Raw genomic sequence first — 16,900 nt, 5'->3', positions numbered from 1 at the left:
AGCTACCACACATTCCCATGACATCTCAACGAGAGGTACATCCATGACGCAGTCAATGTCGACTGAGTTGCGCAACGAGGCCGCACCTCGCTGGAAGGGCCACGCGGTCCTCATCCTGTGCTTCGTGGCCATAGTTTTTGATGGCTACGACCTGGTGGTCTACGGCTCCACCGTCCCCACCATCCTGAAGTTCCAGGACTGGGGCGTCACCCCCGGGCAGGCAGGCCTGATCGGCAGCCTCGCCCTGGTCGGGATGCTGATCGGCACGCTCTCCGTCGGCATCCTGACCGACAAACTGGGCCGCCGCCGCATCATGCTTGCCTGCATCGCGTGGTTCTCCACGTGCATGCTGCTGACGGCCTTCGCGCCGTCCGCCGAGGTCTTCGGCTTTCTGCGCTTCCTGACCGGCCTCGGCCTGGGCGGCATCGTGCCGACCTGCATTGCGCTGACGGTCGAATACGCCCGCAAGGAGCGCCGCCAGATCGCCAACGCCGTGATGTTCAGCGGGTACTCGGTGGGCGGCGTGGGCGCGTCGCTGCTCGCCATCAACCTCCTGCAGCACATCGACTTCCGCTGGATGTACGCCATCGGCGCCCTGCCGCTGGTCACCCTGCTCCCTATCGCCTGGAAGCTCCTCCCCGAATCGGTGGCATACCTGGCCCGCAAGCAGCGCATTGAAGAAGCCAAAGCCACCGCGGACCGCTACGGCCTCGTCTACTCGGACATCGTCACCGCCGAGGACGTCAAGACCGGCGCCGAAGCGCCCAAATCCGCCATGAAGACCCTGTTCACTCGCAAGTGGGTCCGTTCCACGATCCTGTTCGCACTCGCAAACTTCTGCGGGCTGCTGCTGGTCTACGGGCTGAACACCTGGCTCCCGCAGATCATGCGCCAGGCCGGTTTCCAGCTCGGGGATGCCCTGACGTTCCTGCTGGTCCTCAACGCGGGCGCGATCGTCGGCTCCATCAGCGCCTCCGTGCTGGCGGACAAGATCGGCATCCGCAAGGTGGTGACGGCATCCTTCCTGCTGGCCTTCGTGGCCATCCTCATGCTCAGCCTCCAGCTGCCGCTGGCCATGCTGCTCGTGATCGTCGCCTTCGCCGGCCTCGGCTCCGTGGGAACCCAGATCCTGGTGGGCGGCTACTGCGCCACCCACTACCCGCAATCCCTGAGCGCCACAGCCCTGAGCTGGTCCCTTGGCATTGGACGCATCGGCGCCATCTGCGGACCGCTGATCGGCGGGCTGATTGCCGGCATGGCCTTCGGCTGGCAGCTGAACTTCTACATGTTCGCGGCCTTCGCTGTCATCGGCGCCATTGTGGTGTTCTCGGTGCCGAAGCTCACCGACAAATAGCCGCCCGACGTAGTTCCGGAACCGTACACAGTCCGGGGAGTCCCATAACTCTTCGATAAAGGCCCGTCCCCGCAGCCGCGTGGGGCGGGCCTTGCTGTCTATCCTGAAGGGGTTAGCTGCAGTTCAGGGGAAGCGGGCTACGCCCATCAGCTGTCCGCCGAACAAGGATTTTCGTGGCAATTGCAGAGTACGACGTCGTCATCCAACGGGATGCCATGAGCGTGTATGACTTCCTGCTCGACGCCCGCAACCTGCCCAGCTGGCGTGCCGGTGTCCGCAGCATTGAACTTGAAGCCGGCGCTGCCGGAACCAAGGGCGCCGTCTACCGGCAGACAATCGCGGGCCCCGGCGGACGCGCCGTCTGCGGAGAATTCCAGATCACCGAGGCGCGACCCGGGGCGGAAATCCAGTACCGGGCCCTGACCGGGCCGGAGCGCACCCACGGCGGCTACTACCTGAGCACGGAAGGCGGCAACACCCGCGTCCGCTTTGCCCTCGAATGCGAGCCCCGGGGAATCCTGGCCCGGCTGAAGTCCCCCTTCCGCCGGCGGATGAAGGCCGAAGTCTGCCAGTTGGAACAGCTCAAGTCGGTGCTGGAAGAACAGGCAGCGCCGTAACACTGGTGCCGCGCACATCTCTTCCCAGTGCGTACGGTAATTTTGAGACTGTGCTGATCTCCGACCGCGACATTCGTGCCGAAATAGACTCCCAACGGATCGTTCTGGAGCCGTTCGACCCCGCCATGGTTCAGCCATCGTCGGTGGACGTCCGGATCGACAAGTTCTTCCGTCTCTTCGACAACCACAAGTACGCCCACATCGACCCGGCCGAGGACCAGCCCGAGCTGACGCGCCTGGTGGAAGTCGAGGCCGGCGAACCTTTTATCCTCCACCCCGGGGAGTTCGTCCTGGGCTCCACCTACGAGACCGTGACACTCCCGGACGATATCGCTGCCCGGCTCGAAGGTAAGTCTTCGCTGGGCCGGCTGGGCCTGCTCACGCACTCCACCGCGGGATTCATCGATCCGGGCTTCTCCGGCCATGTCACCCTGGAGCTGTCCAACATGGCTACGCTGCCGATCAAACTGTGGCCGGGTATGAAAATCGGCCAGCTGTGCTTCTTCCGGCTTACCTCGGCCGCCGAACACCCCTACGGCTCGGGCGAATACGGCAACCGCTACCAGGGCCAGCGCGGTCCGACGGCCAGCCGCAGCCACTTGAACTTCCACCGCACGGACATCTGACCCACGCGCTGCCGCGCCGCGCCGGTGCGCCGCGCTGGTGCGGCCTGACGGCGGGGTCAGATCCCGTCCGCAGTCCGCACCGCAGGCGGCTTCGCCGGGCGGCGCAGCATCGCCACAATCGGCTCCACGTACTTGGCGGCGAGCGGGCCTGTCACGGCCATAATCAGCACATAGGCGGTCGCCATGGCCGCGAGTTCCGCGGGCACCACGCCGGAGGCCACGGCGAGTCCGGCAATGACGATCGAGAACTCGCCGCGGGCGATGAGTGCGGCGCCGGCGCGGAAGCGGCCCGGCACACCGATCCCGGCGCGCTTAGCCGCCCAGATCCCGGTGAGCATCTTGGTGGTCGCCGTTGCGAGGGCCAACAGGACGGCCCAGCCGAGCACGGGCGGGATGGTGGAGGGGTCCGTGTTGAGTCCGAAGACCACAAAAAAGATTGCAGCGAAGAGGTCCCGCAGCGGCTCCAGGATCCTTGTGGCGTTATGCGCGGTGGCCCCCGAAATGGCGATTCCGAGCATAAACGCGCCCACTGCGGCGGACACCTGCATGGCGGCGGCCAGACCGGCCACCAGCAGCGCGGCTCCCAGGAGGTTGAGGAGGAACACCTCTGAGTTCTCACTGTGGACGGCCTTGGACACGTGGTGCCCGTGCCGCAGCGCCACCAGCAGGACAACGGTGACCACCGCGAGTGAGATCCCCACGGTCTGCAGCCCCACGGCGAAGCTGACCCCGGCCAGGGTGGCCGTCAGGATCGGCAGGTAAATGGCCATGGCCAGGTCCTCGAACACGAGGATCGAGAGCACCACGGGTGTCTCGCGGTTGCCGATCCGGCCCAGGTCCGTGATGACCTTGGCCGCGATGCCCGACGACGATATATACGTGACGCCGCCCATCACCATTGCCCCCACGACGCCCCAGCCCAGCAGCACCGCGAGGATGGCCCCCGGCAGGAAGTTGAGGACGAGGTCCAAGACACCCGCCTGCCACGAGCGCCGGAGCCCCGTGACCAGCTCGGCGGCCGTATATTCCAATCCGAGCATAAGTAGGAGGAGGATGACGCCGATTTCGCTGGAGAGATGTGCAAACTCGTGCATACCTTCGAGCTTGATGACGCCGCCGGCTCCGAAAAACAGGCCACCGAGGAGGTACAGCGGGATGGGGGACATGCCGATCCGCCCGGCCAGCCTCGCCAGCATGCCGAGGCAAAAGACGACGGCCCCGAGTTCAATCAGGGTCAGTGCGAGCGGATCCATGCCGTCAGCCGTTGCGCAGGATGCCGGCCGCCGTATCGAGACCTTCTTGCGTTCCTACCGCAACGAGGAGATCACCGGGGTGGAGGACGACATCGGGTCCCGGGGAAGGGAGCACCTCGCCCTCACGCATGATGGCGACGATCGAGGCGCCGCTGCGGGTCCGGATAGCGGCCTTGCCCATCGGTTGGTTCTGGAACGGAGAGCCGGCGGCGATGGAGAACTGCCGGGTGACGATCCCGGGTACCTCGCGGTGGGCTTCGGAGAGCTGCATGGCCAGCCGCTGGCCGCCCAGCAGGTTTCCCAGCGCGGCGGCCTCATCGGCGGTCAGCGGGATGGACGCCTGGCAGGTGTCCGGGTCGTCCCAGGCGGAGACGATCAGTTCGGTTTGGCCTTCGCGGTATTCCACGACGCCGATCCGCCGCCCGGAGGCGGTCATGAAGTCCTTGCGCCGGCCCAGTCCCGGGAGGTCTGTTTCATCCACGTTCATTCCCCCAGCCTAGTGCGCCGCGCGACTTTTCGGGCGGCCTCAGACAGCGGGGACGACGGCGATTTCCGTCTTGTCCGGAGCCTTCACCGGGAGGAGCAGCAGCAGTCCGACGAGCAGTACCGCCATGATGCCCAGGATGCCCCAGCGCTGCGCCTCGCCGGGTTCCACCAGAGGGGCGGCAATGGCGATGCACAGCGTAAAGAGGGCCGGGGCGAGGAAGCTGACGGCCCGGCCGGTGGTGGCATAGAGACCAAACAGCTCGCCGGACTCGCCTGCCGGCGCTAGCCGGGCCAGGTAAGCCCGCGAGGAGGACTGCGCGGGCCCCACGAAGAGGCACAGGAACAAACCGAAGATCCAGAAAGTGGTGGTGCCGGCCCACTCCATGCCCAAGAAGGAATGGTTGTCGTTGCCGAGGACCAGGATCGCGGTGCCGGCGACCAGCAGACCGATCAGCGAACCGGTGATCACCGCCTTCGGCCCGATCCGGTCGTCGAGGAAGCCGCCCAGGACGGCGCCCGCCGCGGCCACGACGTTCCCGAAGATTGCGAAGAAGATAACGTCCTTGAGTTCAAAGCCGAACGTGCCCGCGGCGATGATGCCGCCGAACGTGAATACCGCCGCCAGCCCGTCCCGGAAGACGGCACTGGCGAGCAGGAAGTAGATGGTGTGCGGGCTGGTCCGGTAGATCGCCTTGATCCGCCGCACCAGCAGGCCGTAGGAGGCCAGGAACCCCAGGCCGGCGCCCTGCTTGGACCTGGGGAGCTCCGGAACGGCGAACATGACGGGCAACGCGAAGATAAAGAACCACAGGGCCGAGAACACCGCGACGAGCCGGATGTTCAGGCCGTCCGCCGTCGAGGCGCCGAACCACTCGAAGCTGGGCTGGACAAAGAGCTGGAGCACGGCCAGCAGCGCCACGATGCCGCCGAGGTAGCCCATGCCCCAGCCGAAGCCGCTGACTTTGCCGATGTTCTGCGGGGTGGAGATCTGGGTGAGCATGGCGTTGTAATTCACGCCGGCAAACTCGAAGAACACATTCGCCAGCGCAATCAGCGTCACCCCGAGCAGCAGGAACTCCGGCCGCGGGAACACGAAGAAACACAGCGCGGTCAGGAGCGCGACGGCCGCGGTGTTGACTCCCAACCAGAGCTTCCGGTGCCCGCCGGTATCGGAACGCTGCCCGGTGACGGGTGCCAGCAGGGCGACGGCGGCTCCCGCGATGGCGAGTGCGCCGCCCAGCACGGCGGAGGCCTGGTCCTCACCGCCGAAGGCATTGGAGGTGAGGTACACGGTGAAGACGAAGGTGGTCATGACCGCGTTGAAGGCCGCCGAGCCCCAGTCCCAGGCCGCCCAGGCGAGGATGCGGCCCTTATGGGAGGCCTGGCTCCCGGACTCCAGTTCCGAGGCGGGATGCGTGGCCTCGGGGGCAGCGGCTGAGTTCATAGCTCGAATATTATCCGCAGCGGGCGCACTGCCCGGCGCACCGTGCGAAAAGAAACCGTGCGAAAAGAATTTGTCCACGCTTGGTAAACTGTCCGGACTGAACCTAACGAATGCCCCGCCTGCTCCAACTTTTTGACAATCGAATTCCTGACGTTGCGGAGATACCAGTGATCACAGTCCTTGCCGTGCACTTTGCGGTGGCTGCTGTGGCGCCGTTTCTCTTTCGGAAATTCGGCCGGAATTCGTTTTTCGCCCTCGCCGCGGTGCCCGCCGGTTCGTTCGTCTGGCTGCTCCTCCAGCACGGCGCGGTCTATTCCGGCGCTGCAACCGGCGTGTCCGAAGTCCTGCCGTGGATCCCCGAGCTGAAGATTGAGCTCGCCTTCCGGATGGACCCCCTGGCTTGGGTCATGTCCTTGCTGGTCCTCGGCGTGGGTGCGCTGGTCCTCGTCTACTGCGCCCGGTATTTCAAGGACAAGGACGACTACCTCGGCGGATTTGGTGCCCAGCTGCTGGCCTTCGCGGGGGCCATGTTCGGCCTGGTGACGGCCGATGACCTGCTCCTGATGTTCATCTTCTGGGAACTGACCACGGTCCTGTCCTACCTGCTGATCGGCTACGCCCGGACCAGGCTCTCGGCACGCCGCTCCGCGCTGCAGGCCCTCATCGTGACCACCGCCGGCGGCCTGACCATGCTGGTGGGCCTGATCGTCCTGGGCTTCAACGCCGGGACCTACCGGCTCTCCGCCATCCTCGAACAGGCGCCCGCCCTCGTCGCCGGGCCCGCCGCCGGGGCCGTGGCCGCCGCCGTCGTTCTCATCCTGGTAGGCGCGATCACAAAATCGGCGCTGGTCCCCTTCCACTTCTGGCTGCCCGGTGCCATGGCCGCCCCCACCCCGGTGAGCGCCTACCTGCACGCTGCGGCCATGGTCAAAGCCGGCATCTACCTCGTGGCGCGGCTGGCCCCCGGATTCGCGGAAACGCCGTACTGGCTGCCGGTGGTGCTCGGCCTCGGCCTCGCGACGATGCTGGTCGGCGGCTACCGGGCGCTGCGGCAGACGGATATCAAACTCATCCTGGCCTACGGCACGGTCAGCCAGCTCGGCTTCCTGACCATGGTGGTGGGCCTCGGCACACCTGACGCTGCCCTCGCCGGCCTCGCCCTGCTCCTGGCGCACGGGCTCTTCAAGGCCACCCTCTTCCTGGTGGTGGGCATCATTGACCACCAGGCCGGAACCCGCGACATCCGCAAGCTCTCCGGCGTGTTCAGGTCCTCTCGCGCCCTCGCGATCGTGGCCGCGATCGGCGCCGCCTCGATGGCCGGCATCCCGCCCTTGGCCGGCTTCGTCGCGAAGGAATCGGTCTTCGAAGCCTTTGTCCACTACGCCTCCGACCCCGCAGCCGGCCTGTGGGGGCCGGTCATCCTGATCGGCGTGGTCCTGGGGTCCATCCTGACGTTCGCCTACAGCGCACGGTTCATGTGGGGCGCCTTCGCGGTCAAGCCCGGCGTCGAGCCGACCCCTTTCAAGCCGATCAAGCCCGCCTTCCTGGCCGCCCCCGCCATCCTGAGCCTGCTGACCATCGTCTACGGCCTCTGGCCGGCCCCGGTGGACGGCTGGATCCAGCCGTACGCGGCACTGTTCGTGCCGGAGGGCGAGGACCCGGCGGCCGCCGCCGGACACCTGGCGCTGTGGCACGGCGTGACCCCAGCCCTGGGGCTGACCGCCATCACCTTCGCGCTCGGCCTCGTCATGTTCTACGGCCGCGACTCCGTCGCCCGGCTGCAGGGCCTGGTTCCGGGATGGATCGACGGCGACCGCACCTACCAGCTCACCATCGGCGCCCTCGACGACGTGGCGGTCTGGATCACCGGACGGACCCAGCGCGGTTCACTGTACTTCTACCTGTCCGTGATCCTGACCGTGGCGTTCGCCCTGCCGCTCACCGCCCTGCTGCTGGCCAACAAGCCGTTGCCCGGAGACCTCTACTTCATCGACCCCAACGCCCCGCTGCAGATCGTGGTGGGCGCCGGAATCGTGATCGGCGCGCTCGCCGCCGTTCGGGCCAACAAGCGCTTCCTGGCTGTCCTCATGGTGTCCGTCACCGGCTACGGGATCGCGTTGATGTTCGCGCTGCAGGGCGCCCCGGACCTCGCGCTGACCCAGATGCTGGTGGAAACGATCATCCTGGTGGCGTTTGTCCTAGCCATGCGCAGCCTTCCCGCAGAGCTGCGGGACCGCACGGGCGGACGCTACCGGGTGGTCCGCGTCATCATCGGGGCGGCCTTCGGCATCACGATGGTGTTCGCCGCCATCTACGCCTTGGGCGCCCGCGTGGCCGCGCCCGTCTCGCTCGAATTCCCGCAGCTGGCGTACGAGGGCGGCGGCGGACTGAACATCGTCAACGTCACCCTCGTGGATATCCGGGCCTGGGACACCTTCGGCGAGATCGCCGTCCTGGCCCTGGCAGCCACCGGCGTGGCCAGCCTCATCTTCGTCCGGGGCCGGGGTGACCGGAGCCCGGCGTCGTCGAGCGTCGCCGAGGGTACTGTCGGGCGCCGGAAGCCCCGCGGCCCCGGCCGCGGCAACACCCGCGACGACGCCGCGCTGGCCATGAGCCGCCGGTTCGCCGCCTCCACCCGCGATGCGTGGCTAGTCGCGGGACGGACCCTGGCGCCGGAACGCCGGTCGATCATCTTCGAGGTGGTCACCCGGCTGATCTTCCACTCGCTGATCGTCTTCTCGATCTACCTCCTCCTGGCCGGCCACAATCTCCCCGGCGGAGGCTTTGCCGGCGGTCTCACCGCCGGTCTGGCCCTCACCATCCGCTACCTGGCCGGCGGCCGGTTCGAGCTGCGCGAAGCCACCCCGGTCAGTGCCGGCGCGCTGCTGGGCATCGGCCTCGCCACCGCGGCGGCCTCCGGCGTCGCGCCGCTGCTGCTGGGCGGCCAGGTGTTCCAGTCCGCGATCCTTGAGTTCTGGCTGCCGGTCTTTGGCGACGTCAAGTTCGTCACCTCCACCATCTTCGACATCGGCGTGTACATCGTCGTCGTCGGGCTGGCACTGGATGTGCTGCGCAGCCTGGGCGCCGAGATCGACGAGCACTTCGAGGAGCACTTCGACGAACATCCAGGGGAACCGTCCGAAGACCAGGAAGCCGGCGAAATCCCGGCCGAAACCACAGCCAAGGGGAAAGCATGAGCGTCAACCTGACCTTGCTGACGGTCATGGGGGCTCTGTATGCCTGCGGCATCTACCTCATCCTGGAACGCAGCCTCACCCGGGTCCTGCTGGGCCTGATGATGCTGACCAACGCCACCAACCTGCTGATCCTCACGACGGGCGGCTACGCGGGCCTGGCGCCGCTGTTCAGCAAGGACACCGCTCCGGGCGAGTACAACGATCCGCTGCCGCAGGCCCTGATCCTCACGTCGATCGTGATCTCGTTCGCCGTCACGGCGTTTATGCTCGGCATTATCTACCGCACCTGGGTGCTGGCCCGCGAGGATGAGATCCAGGATGACGCCGAGGACCGGCGCGTCGCCAAGACCCCCAGCTTCGACGTCGAGGACGACTCCGTGATCCCCGTGGAAACTTCCGAATTCCCGTTGACGATGATCGGTTCGGACGGCCAGTCGGTCTCCGACGCCCCCGACGGCGCCGACGCCACGGTCAAGGTTGCCGACCGCAAGCTCGACGCCAAGAAAGCCGCCTCGGAAGAGCAACCCGGTTCCCTCAACATCACACCACCGAACAAGGAAGGAGGCGGACAATGAACATTGCCAGTTTCGCCCCGCTCGCCGTCCTCCTTCCCATCCTCGGCGCCGCCCTGACTTTCCTGCTGATCAGGCACTCGAAGGCACAACGGACCGTGAGCATCGTGGTCCTGTCCCTGACGCTGCTGCTCGAATGCTGGCTGCTGGCCTCCGTCTGGGACGGCGGCACTTCCGCGGTCAACATCGGCGGCTGGCTCCCGCCCTGGGGCATCGTCATGGTGGTGGACCAGTTCTCCTCACTGATGCTGGTGGTGTCCTCCTCGGTGAGCCTCGCCGTGCTGATCTACGCCACCGGGCAGGGCATGGCCGACGGCGACCAGGACGCACCGGTCTCGATCTTCCACCCCACTTACCTGATCCTGGTGGCCGGCGTGTCCAACGCCTTCCTCTCCGGGGACCTGTTCAACCTTTATGTGGGCTTCGAAATCCTCCTGACGGCGAGCTACGTGCTGATGACACTCGGCGGGACGGGTCCGCGGATCCGCGCCGGTGTGACTTACGTGGTGGTCTCGGTGGTGTCCTCCGTGCTTTTCCTGATTGCGATCGCCATGGTCTACGGGGCCACCGGAACGATCAACATGGCCGACCTCGCCCTCAAGCTCGCCGAGCTGGACCCGGGCACGCGGAACCTGCTGCACGTCATGCTGCTCGTGGCTTTTGGGATCAAGGCCGCCGTGTTCCCGCTGTCCTTCTGGCTGCCGGACTCCTACCCGACGGCGCCGGCCCCGGTCACGGCCGTGTTCGCCGGTCTGCTGACCAAGGTGGGCGTGTACGCCATGGTCCGGACCGAAACGCTGTTGTTCCCGGGTGACACCTTCAATACGCCGCTGATGGTCGCGGCCCTGCTGACCATGGTGGTGGGGATCCTGGGTGCCTTGGCCCAGAGCGACATCAAGCGTCTCCTGTCCTTTACCCTGGTCAGCCACATCGGCTACATGGTGTTCGGCCTGGCGATGTCCTCGGTGGCCGGGCTGGGCGCCGCGGTGTTCTACGTGGCCCACCACATCACCATCCAGACCAGCCTGTTCCTGGTGACGGGCCTGATCGAACGACGCGGCGGCAGTTCCTCCATGGACCGTGTCGCGGGTCTTGCCAAGCTGTCACCGGTGCTGGCTGTGCTGTTCTTCGTCCCGGCCATGAATCTGGCCGGGATCCCGCCGTTCTCCGGCTTCCTGGGTAAACTCGGCCTGCTGCAGGCCGGCGTCCAGCTGGGCACCCCGCTGGCCTATGCCCTGGTGATCGGCGGTGTGCTGACCAGCCTGCTGACCCTGCTGGCGATCGCGAGGGTTTGGAACCGTGCCTTCTGGCGCAAGCCCGAGGACGCCGAACACCCCGACCCGGTGCTGCTGGCCGATCCCGCGGAGTCGGCCACGGGCGACAGGGCTGGAAAGGCCAACGTCACCCTCCTGCCGCGGACCATGGTGGGTTCCACCCTGGGCCTGGTCATCTTCGGCGTCGGGCTGACGGTCTTTGCCGGGCCGCTGTTCCGGGTGGCGGACCAGTCCGCCCTCGTTATGCTGGACCGCACCTCGTATATCCACGCCGTCCTCGGTGATGACGCGCCGGTTCCGGCGCTGTCCCAGCCGGGACCGGGGCCGGACCCCGCCGGTGACCAGCCGGCCGGCGGGCAGGAGCGCAAATGAGCCGGAAACGCATATCCCTGCGCCAGGAACTTCCGTTGCTGGTGTGGCTCGTGATTGTGTGGGCCGCCCTGTGGCAGAACTTCAGTCCGGGTAACCTGCTCTTCGGTGCGCTCATCGCGGTGCTGGTGGCCCGTCTGTTCTACCTCCCCCCGGTGGAACTCGGCGGGCGCTTCAACCTGCTGCGCGCCGTCCCTTTCGGCCTGCATTTCCTGGCCAAGGTCGTGGCAGCGAGCTTCCAGGTCCTGTTCCTGGCGGTGGCCAAAGGCCCTAAGGTGATCAGCGCCGTCGTCGCCGTCCCGTTGCGGAGCCACTCCGACCTCCTGGTCACCGCCACGGGACACGTGACCGCGCTGATCCCCGGGTCGCTGGTGGTGGAGGTGGACCGCTCCACGTCCACGCTTTACGTTCACGGCATCAATGTCCGCAACGCCGAGGACGCCGCGCAACTGCGAAAAGACGTCCGCAACACGGAGGCCGGGTTGATCAGGATCATGGGTACCAAAGCCGAACTGTCCGCACTCAACCAGGAGCTGGACTCATGATGCAGCTTGTCCTGACCGTGACCGCCGTGGTGCTGTCCCTGGCCGCCGGAGGAGCGATTATCCGGATCGCGAGGGGCCCCTCACTGTTGGACCGGGTGCTCGCGTCGGACGTGCTGCTGGCGATCGTGGGCGCGGCGTTGTGCATCGACATGGCCGTGAACCGGCACCTGAACAATCTCATGCTGTTGGTGGCGGTGTCCCTGATCGGATTTGTCGGCTCCGTGACGGTGGCCCGGTTCGTCGCCGACCGAAGGGAGAAGCCCCGTGGATCCTGAGACGTTCTCCGGCGATACCGTGATCGACGCCGTCTCGGCGGTCTTTATGGTGGTCGGGGCGCTGATGTCCCTCGCCGCGGCCGTGGGGCTGCTGCGCTTTCCGGACCTCATGACACGCATGCACGCAGCCACCAAACCGCAGGTGCTGGGTCTGTTCCTGCTGCTCTTCGCGCTGGGCCTTCAAATGCGCACCTGGTGGGTCTGGCCTGTGCTGGTGGTGGCCTGGATCTTCCAGTTGCTGACAGTGCCCGTATCGGCGCACATGGTGGGCCGGGCCGGTTACCGCACCAAGCACTTGCACCCGGAGCTGCTCAGCGCCGACGAACTGGAAGCCGTGGTGCAGCAAGCGGCGGGAAAAAGCGGATTCAGCGATGACGACGGCGGCGCCACCACCGACGGGCGGTAGTAGCTAAACGATGCGCCTAAACCAAACGCCTTAGACGATGCGCCTAAACCAAACGCCTTAGACGATGCGCCTAAACCAAATCCTGGGTTTTGGCGTAACGCGTGATCGCGCGCTGGGTGCCGCGGTTCGCGAGGACCTGGATGATGGCGCTGACGGACGCTGAGATCAGCGCGAAGGTCAGGGCCGAGTGCAGCGTGGTGGGAACGTCCTCGTCGTCGCCCTTGGGCGGCTTGCTGCCCGTGGACTTCTCCCAGATGGTGTCAACGAGCTTGGTGCCGACGTAGCCGGCAAGCAGGCTGATGCCGGCGCCGAACAGTTTGATGAAGAGGTTCATTCTTCGGACTCCTTGCGGGCGGAAACAGGGCTTCCCCTAGCCTAGCGGTCCTTGACCGGCGGTCCAGCCAGGGACGCGGGACCACCGAGAATGTCCGACAGAGCCTCGACCACCAGCTCATGGTCGGCTTTCTGCGGCAGCCCCGACACCGTGACGGTGGCGACCATCCCGGTTCCGCGCACGTAGATGGGGAAGGCGCCGCCGTGGGCGGCAAACTCCTTCTCGTCGAACCAGGCGTTGTCCTCTATCCGCCGTCCGGCGGCCCGGGCCCGGAGTCCCACCAGCAGGGACGGGACCTCGTACCGCACGGCCGTGCGCTGCTTGGCCCTGATCCAGCGTTCATTGTCCGGTGTGGCGCCCTCCAGCGCCGCGTGGAAGAGCACCTGTTCACCCTTGGTGATGTCGATGGCGATCGGGTGGGAGCGCTGCCTGCCGAGTTCAACCAGGCGGAGCCCCAGATCCAGGGCGTCGTCCTTACTGAACGACAGGAACTGCAGCTCGTCCATTTCGGCCAGGATGCGGCCGATCAGCGCCGCCAGGGATCCGTGCGGCTGCGGTTCGGGGGAGTCCGGATCGAAGTCCGGGGAAGACGCCGGTGAAGTGGTCAAGTCATTCAGCTTCCGTTAGTGGCCGCCGCCGGGCGGCCGGCACGCGGCGGCCTCCGGCGTTTTCCCTGCGTTGCCGACTCTACCAAGCAAGGCCTCCGGAGGTCACCGGCGCCGGCACCGCCGGATTGTGACGGCCGGGCCCCGGAGATCACGGTCCCACGGGTGTAAACTGGGCCACGCCCATAAGGGCGACATTTAGATACGACAGGGGAGCGCCGCCGTCGGGCATCACCGGAGAAATCCGGGGGAACCACAGGTGGGCGCTGAGAGTGCGGACAGCCGCAGACCCTCGAACCTGATCCGGTTAGTACCGGCGCAAGGGAGTCGAGTTCTCAGAGTGCCCGGAGCGGCGGCGGAAGCCGCGGCCGGCGGGCACTCTCCCCTCCTGTTCCTCAGGAGGACGACATGACTGATACATCTGCTGCGTCTGCTGCCCGGCAGGCCCGCACCCAACTCAGCTACAACTGGCGTGTGGTGGACATTGTGGTGGCCGCGTTGATCGCGGTGGCCGGCGGCGTGATCTTCTGGGCCTGGTCCCAGGGCGCCAACCTGATTTCCGCTCCCGTCAATGCGCTCTACCCGCCGCTCACCGGGCTGTACGCCGGCGGCTGGATGATCCCGGCGGTGCTGGGCATGCTCATCATCCGCAAGCCGGGTGCCGCGCTCTTCTGCGAAGCCGTAGCGGCCACCGGCGAGCTGATCATGGGCTCGCAGTACGGCACCACGGTGCTCATCTCCGGCATTCTGCAGGGCCTGGGCGCCGAACTGGTCTTCGCCGCGTTCCTGTACAAGAAGTTCAACCTGCCCGTATCCCTGTTGGCCGGAGCCGGCGCGGGCCTGTTCTGCGGCTTGAACGATTCGTTTATGCCCTGGGGCTGGAACATCGCCTACGCCGGCGGCGACAAGCTGGCGTACATCATCTTCACTGCGATCTCCGGCGCCGTGATCGCCGGCGGGCTGTCCTGGCTCGCCAACCGGGGCCTGGCCAGGACCGGCGTGCTGAGTTCCTTCGCCTCCCGCAAGGCGGCCACGGAGCCCGTCTTCTCCTGATGCCTGCCTTCAACACGTCCGCCAGCAGCGTCCGCCCGGCCGCGGTCACCGCACGCGGCTGGGGCTGGCGGCACGCCGGCCGGCCCCGGCCCGCCGTGAGCGGACTGGACCTGGACATCCGGCCCGGGGAGCGTGTGCTGCTGCTGGGACCTTCGGGCGCCGGCAAGTCCACGCTCCTCCACGCCCTGGCCGGGGTGCTCGGTGACAGCTCCGCGGGCGGCGGTGACCTTGCTCCCGGCGGCAGTGCCGAGGACGCGGACGAGACCGGCAGCCTGCTGATCGACGGCGCCCCGCCCCGGTCCCGGCGCGGACGTTCCGGGCTGGTGCAGCAGGACCCGGAGACCCAGGTGGTGCTCTCGCGCCTGGGCGACGACGTCGCGTTCGGCGCGGAAAACCTGTCCGTTCCCCCGGCGGAGATCTGGTCCCGCGTGGCCGAAGCGCTCGACGACGTCGGGCTGGGACAGCTGCCGCTGGACCACCCGACGTCGGCGCTCTCCGGCGGCCAGAAGCAGCGGCTGGCCCTCGCCGGCATCCTCGCGATGCGGCCCGGGCTGATTCTGCTCGACGAGCCCACGGCCAACCTGGACCCCGCCGGCGTCCTGGAGGTCCGGGACGCCGTCGGCCGCTGCCTGGAGAAGACCGGGGCCACCCTGGTGGTGGTGGAGCACCGGGTCGCGGTCTGGAAAGACCTTGTGGACCGGATCGTGGTGCTGCAGCCGGGATCCGCCACGGACTCCGCCGTGCTGATCGACGGGCCGCCGGACCAGGTCCTGGCGCAGGCACGGGACATGCTCACCGCGGCCGGCGTCTGGGTGCCCGGCTACGTGCCGGCCACCCGGGTGCGCGGCGCCCGGTCCGCCGGCCCTGCTTCCGCTGCAGGCCCCGCCGGGCAGCTGCTGCTCGCCGCGGAGGGTCTGGCCGTCTCGCGGGAACGGCCGCGGCGGGCCGGTCTCCGCGGAGGCTTCCGTCCCGTGCCGCCGGAGCCCGTCCAGGCCGGCATCACGGCCCGGGTCCGCGCCGGAGAGGCGCTGACCATCACGGGCCCCAACGGTTCGGGGAAGTCCACCTTCGCGTTGACCCTCGCCGGCCTGCTCGCGCCGGTCTCCGGCAGGGTGTCCGCCACCCTGGAACTGAGTGCGGGCGCCGGAATCGATCCGTACCGGTGGAAGGCGCAGCAGCTGATCGCCAGGATCGGCACCGTCTTCCAGGAACCCGAGCACCAGTTCGTCACCGGACGCGTGCTGGACGAGCTGATGTTCGGCCCCCGGCATCTGGGCCGCGGCGGGGATCGCGTCGACGAACTGCTGGAGCGGCTCCGGCTGACGGAGCTGGTCGATGCCAATCCCTATACCCTTTCCGGCGGGGAAAAGCGGCGGCTGTCCGTGGCCACCGTCCTCGCCGCCCATCCCCGGGTGCTGGTCCTGGACGAACCCACGTTCGGCCAGGACGCCAGCACCTGGGCAGAGCTTGCCTCCTTCCTCTCGGAACTCCTCGACGACGGCACCGCCGTCGTGTCGGTGACGCACGACGCCGAATTCAGCGAGGTCCTGGGCGGCACCGAGCTGAGCCTCCGCGCCCCGGGACACCGGGGCCGGGAACTCCCGGAACGTGGCAAGGTCAAAGCACCATGAGGCAGGAACTGACGCTCCGCGGCAACACTGCCGTCCTGACCCGCGCCAACCCGCTGGCGAAATTCGCCGCCGTTATGCTCATCACGATGGTGCTGGCGTTGTCCATCGACTGGGTGTCCGCCTCCGTGGCGCTCGCCTTCGAGCTGGCGCTTCTTCCGCTGGCCGGACTGACAGTCAGACTGCTCTGGCAGCGCGGCTGGCCACTGATCCTGGCCGCGGCGCTGGGCGGCTGGAGCACGACGATCCTGGCCCCGGACGGCGGGGCCATCCTGTTCGACGCCAGGATCTGGTCCATCAGCGAGGGTTCCCTGGAACTCGGGCTCGGCTTTATGCTCCGCGGCCTGGCCATCGCGCTGCCGGCCGTGCTGCTGATGAGCTGCACGGATCCCACGGACTTGGCCGACGCCCTCGCGCAGAAGGCGAAGCTTCCGCACCGCTTTGTCCTGGGGACGCTGGCCGCGATGCGGCTGGTGGGACTGATGGCCGAGGAGTGGCAGACCATCGGCATGGCCCGGCGCGCCCGCGGCGTGGGTTCCCACGGGAACCCGCTGCAGCGGCTGCGGGCCACCCTGGGGCAGAGCTTCGGGCTGCTGGTGCAGGCCGTACGGCGCGCTTCCCGGCTGGCAGTCACCATGGAAGCTCGCGGCTTCGGCGGGGATGCCCGCACGTGGGCCCGGAAGTCGGTCTTCAGCGGCCTGGACGTGTGGGTGTTCCTGGGCGGGCTGCTGATAGCCGGTGCCGCGGTCGCCGCTGCCCTGGCGGCGGGGACCTGGAACATGGTCTTCCTCTCGCGGCAGTAGCGATCGTTATCGCACGGTGCGGGTATGGCTGTGAGATTAACGGCATTCCGGCGGAAATG

17 protein-coding genes and 1 riboswitch are annotated in these 16,900 nt (G+C 67.5%); of the genes, 12 read left to right on the top strand and 5 right to left on the bottom strand.

Annotation, left to right across the window (positions count from 1 at the left end; translation table 11 throughout):
• Positions 1–43 precede the first annotated feature (43 nt).
• From ASE96_RS12875 to dcd, 3 genes are all read left to right on the top strand, one after another.
• A complete protein-coding gene (locus ASE96_RS12875; protein ID WP_200913050.1) occupies positions 44–1,354 on the top strand; it encodes an MFS transporter in 1,311 nt (436 codons plus the stop codon).
• Between the two features lie 173 nt (positions 1,355–1,527).
• Positions 1,528–1,971, top strand: coding sequence for an SRPBCC family protein (locus ASE96_RS12870; protein ID WP_056430897.1), 444 nt, complete (start codon positions 1,528–1,530; stop codon positions 1,969–1,971).
• Between the two features lie 50 nt (positions 1,972–2,021).
• Entirely contained in the window at positions 2,022–2,597 is a 576-nt protein-coding gene (gene dcd, locus ASE96_RS12865; protein ID WP_056430894.1) for a dCTP deaminase, read from the top strand.
• A 56-nt stretch (positions 2,598–2,653) separates the two neighbouring features.
• Here dcd and ASE96_RS12860 read toward each other — a convergent pair whose 3' ends face one another.
• The 3 genes from ASE96_RS12860 to ASE96_RS12850 are packed head-to-tail and all read right to left on the bottom strand — an operon-like array spanning position 2,654 to position 5,780.
• A complete protein-coding gene (locus ASE96_RS12860) occupies positions 2,654–3,850 on the bottom strand; it encodes a cation:proton antiporter (RefSeq protein WP_056430891.1) in 1,197 nt (398 codons plus the stop codon).
• Positions 3,851–3,854: 4 nt separating this feature from the next.
• A complete protein-coding gene (locus ASE96_RS12855) occupies positions 3,855–4,337 on the bottom strand; it encodes a cation:proton antiporter regulatory subunit (RefSeq protein WP_056430888.1) in 483 nt (160 codons plus the stop codon).
• Between the two features lie 39 nt (positions 4,338–4,376).
• A complete protein-coding gene (locus tag ASE96_RS12850; protein ID WP_056430885.1) occupies positions 4,377–5,780 on the bottom strand; it encodes an MFS transporter in 1,404 nt (467 codons plus the stop codon).
• Positions 5,781–5,947: 167 nt separating this feature from the next.
• Here ASE96_RS12850 and ASE96_RS12845 point away from each other — a divergent pair, with 167 nt between their 5' ends.
• From ASE96_RS12845 to mnhG, 6 genes are read left to right on the top strand one after another with little or no spacing between them, the layout of a single operon-like run.
• Complete coding sequence (locus ASE96_RS12845) at positions 5,948–8,977, top strand: Na+/H+ antiporter subunit A (RefSeq protein ID WP_056430882.1); 3,030 nt, start codon at positions 5,948–5,950, stop codon at positions 8,975–8,977.
• Positions 8,974–9,552 (top strand): Na(+)/H(+) antiporter subunit C, encoded by a 579-nt coding sequence (locus ASE96_RS12840; RefSeq protein WP_056430879.1) that lies wholly within the window; start codon positions 8,974–8,976, stop codon positions 9,550–9,552. Before ASE96_RS12845 ends, ASE96_RS12840 begins: the two co-directional genes overlap by 4 nt.
• Positions 9,549–11,195 (top strand): Na+/H+ antiporter subunit D, encoded by a 1,647-nt coding sequence (locus tag ASE96_RS12835; RefSeq protein WP_056430876.1) that lies wholly within the window; start codon positions 9,549–9,551, stop codon positions 11,193–11,195. Before ASE96_RS12840 ends, ASE96_RS12835 begins: the two co-directional genes overlap by 4 nt.
• A complete protein-coding gene (locus ASE96_RS12830) occupies positions 11,192–11,737 on the top strand; it encodes a Na+/H+ antiporter subunit E (RefSeq protein WP_056430874.1) in 546 nt (181 codons plus the stop codon). Before ASE96_RS12835 ends, ASE96_RS12830 begins: the two co-directional genes overlap by 4 nt.
• Positions 11,734–12,012 carry a monovalent cation/H+ antiporter complex subunit F gene (locus ASE96_RS12825; protein WP_056430870.1) on the top strand — a complete coding sequence of 93 codons (279 nt, stop codon included), beginning with the start codon at positions 11,734–11,736 and terminating at the stop codon, positions 12,010–12,012. Before ASE96_RS12830 ends, ASE96_RS12825 begins: the two co-directional genes overlap by 4 nt.
• Entirely contained in the window at positions 12,002–12,418 is a 417-nt protein-coding gene (gene mnhG, locus ASE96_RS12820) for a monovalent cation/H(+) antiporter subunit G (protein WP_082492721.1), read from the top strand. The genes ASE96_RS12825 and mnhG overlap by 11 nt, the downstream gene beginning before the upstream one ends.
• Before the next feature lie 70 nt (positions 12,419–12,488).
• On the opposite strand, the gene ASE96_RS12815 is transcribed toward mnhG, so the two are convergent.
• Together ASE96_RS12815 and ASE96_RS12810 are read right to left on the bottom strand one after the other, a co-directional pair.
• Positions 12,489–12,752 carry a DUF4235 domain-containing protein gene (locus ASE96_RS12815; RefSeq protein ID WP_056430868.1) on the bottom strand — a complete coding sequence of 88 codons (264 nt, stop codon included), beginning with the start codon at positions 12,750–12,752 and terminating at the stop codon, positions 12,489–12,491.
• 41 nt (positions 12,753–12,793) lie between these two features.
• Positions 12,794–13,360: a heme-degrading domain-containing protein gene (locus ASE96_RS12810; protein WP_056430865.1), complete on the bottom strand. Its 567-nt coding sequence runs from the start codon at positions 13,358–13,360 to the stop codon at positions 12,794–12,796.
• A gap of 196 nt (positions 13,361–13,556) precedes the next feature.
• Positions 13,557–13,700, top strand: a riboswitch (TPP riboswitch).
• Between the two features lie 65 nt (positions 13,701–13,765).
• Between ASE96_RS12810 and ASE96_RS12805 the strand changes: the two genes are divergently transcribed.
• The 3 genes from ASE96_RS12805 to ASE96_RS12795 are packed head-to-tail and all read left to right on the top strand — an operon-like array spanning position 13,766 to position 16,841.
• Positions 13,766–14,410 carry an ECF transporter S component gene (locus ASE96_RS12805; protein WP_056430862.1) on the top strand — a complete coding sequence of 215 codons (645 nt, stop codon included), beginning with the start codon at positions 13,766–13,768 and terminating at the stop codon, positions 14,408–14,410.
• Positions 14,410–16,041, top strand: a complete 1,632-nt coding sequence (locus ASE96_RS12800) for an ABC transporter ATP-binding protein (RefSeq protein WP_056430859.1) — start codon at positions 14,410–14,412, stop codon at positions 16,039–16,041. The genes ASE96_RS12805 and ASE96_RS12800 overlap by 1 nt, the downstream gene beginning before the upstream one ends.
• Positions 16,038–16,841: an energy-coupling factor transporter transmembrane component T family protein gene (locus ASE96_RS12795; protein WP_056430856.1), complete on the top strand. Its 804-nt coding sequence runs from the start codon at positions 16,038–16,040 to the stop codon at positions 16,839–16,841. The genes ASE96_RS12800 and ASE96_RS12795 overlap by 4 nt, the downstream gene beginning before the upstream one ends.
• Positions 16,842–16,900 lie beyond the last annotated feature (59 nt).

Origin of the sequence: Arthrobacter sp. Leaf69 (genome assembly GCF_001422645.1) — a bacterium.
In the GTDB taxonomy this organism is placed as follows: Bacteria; Actinomycetota; Actinomycetes; order Actinomycetales; family Micrococcaceae; genus Arthrobacter.
This window is presented reverse-complemented; position numbering and strand designations above follow the sequence as displayed.

Excerpts from the sequence above, each read along its gene's own strand:
- ASE96_RS12835 (WP_056430876.1), top strand. The coding sequence starts at position 9,549 with ATGAACATTGCCAGTTTCGCCCCGCTCGCCGTCCTCCTTCCCATCCTC.
- ASE96_RS12815 (WP_056430868.1), bottom strand. The coding sequence starts at position 12,752 with ATGAACCTCTTCATCAAACTGTTCGGCGCCGGCATCAGCCTGCTTGCC.
- ASE96_RS12840 (WP_056430879.1), top strand. The coding sequence starts at position 8,974 with ATGAGCGTCAACCTGACCTTGCTGACGGTCATGGGGGCTCTGTATGCC.
- ASE96_RS12830 (WP_056430874.1), top strand. The coding sequence starts at position 11,192 with ATGAGCCGGAAACGCATATCCCTGCGCCAGGAACTTCCGTTGCTGGTG.
- ASE96_RS12855 (WP_056430888.1), bottom strand. The coding sequence starts at position 4,337 with ATGAACGTGGATGAAACAGACCTCCCGGGACTGGGCCGGCGCAAGGAC.
- ASE96_RS12825 (WP_056430870.1), top strand. The coding sequence starts at position 11,734 with ATGATGCAGCTTGTCCTGACCGTGACCGCCGTGGTGCTGTCCCTGGCC.
- ASE96_RS12875 (WP_200913050.1), top strand. The coding sequence starts at position 44 with ATGACGCAGTCAATGTCGACTGAGTTGCGCAACGAGGCCGCACCTCGC.
- ASE96_RS12800 (WP_056430859.1), top strand. The coding sequence starts at position 14,410 with ATGCCTGCCTTCAACACGTCCGCCAGCAGCGTCCGCCCGGCCGCGGTC.
- ASE96_RS12850 (WP_056430885.1), bottom strand. The coding sequence starts at position 5,780 with ATGAACTCAGCCGCTGCCCCCGAGGCCACGCATCCCGCCTCGGAACTG.
- ASE96_RS12795 (WP_056430856.1), top strand. The coding sequence starts at position 16,038 with ATGAGGCAGGAACTGACGCTCCGCGGCAACACTGCCGTCCTGACCCGC.
- ASE96_RS12860 (WP_056430891.1), bottom strand. The coding sequence starts at position 3,850 with ATGGATCCGCTCGCACTGACCCTGATTGAACTCGGGGCCGTCGTCTTT.
- ASE96_RS12805 (WP_056430862.1), top strand. The coding sequence starts at position 13,766 with ATGACTGATACATCTGCTGCGTCTGCTGCCCGGCAGGCCCGCACCCAA.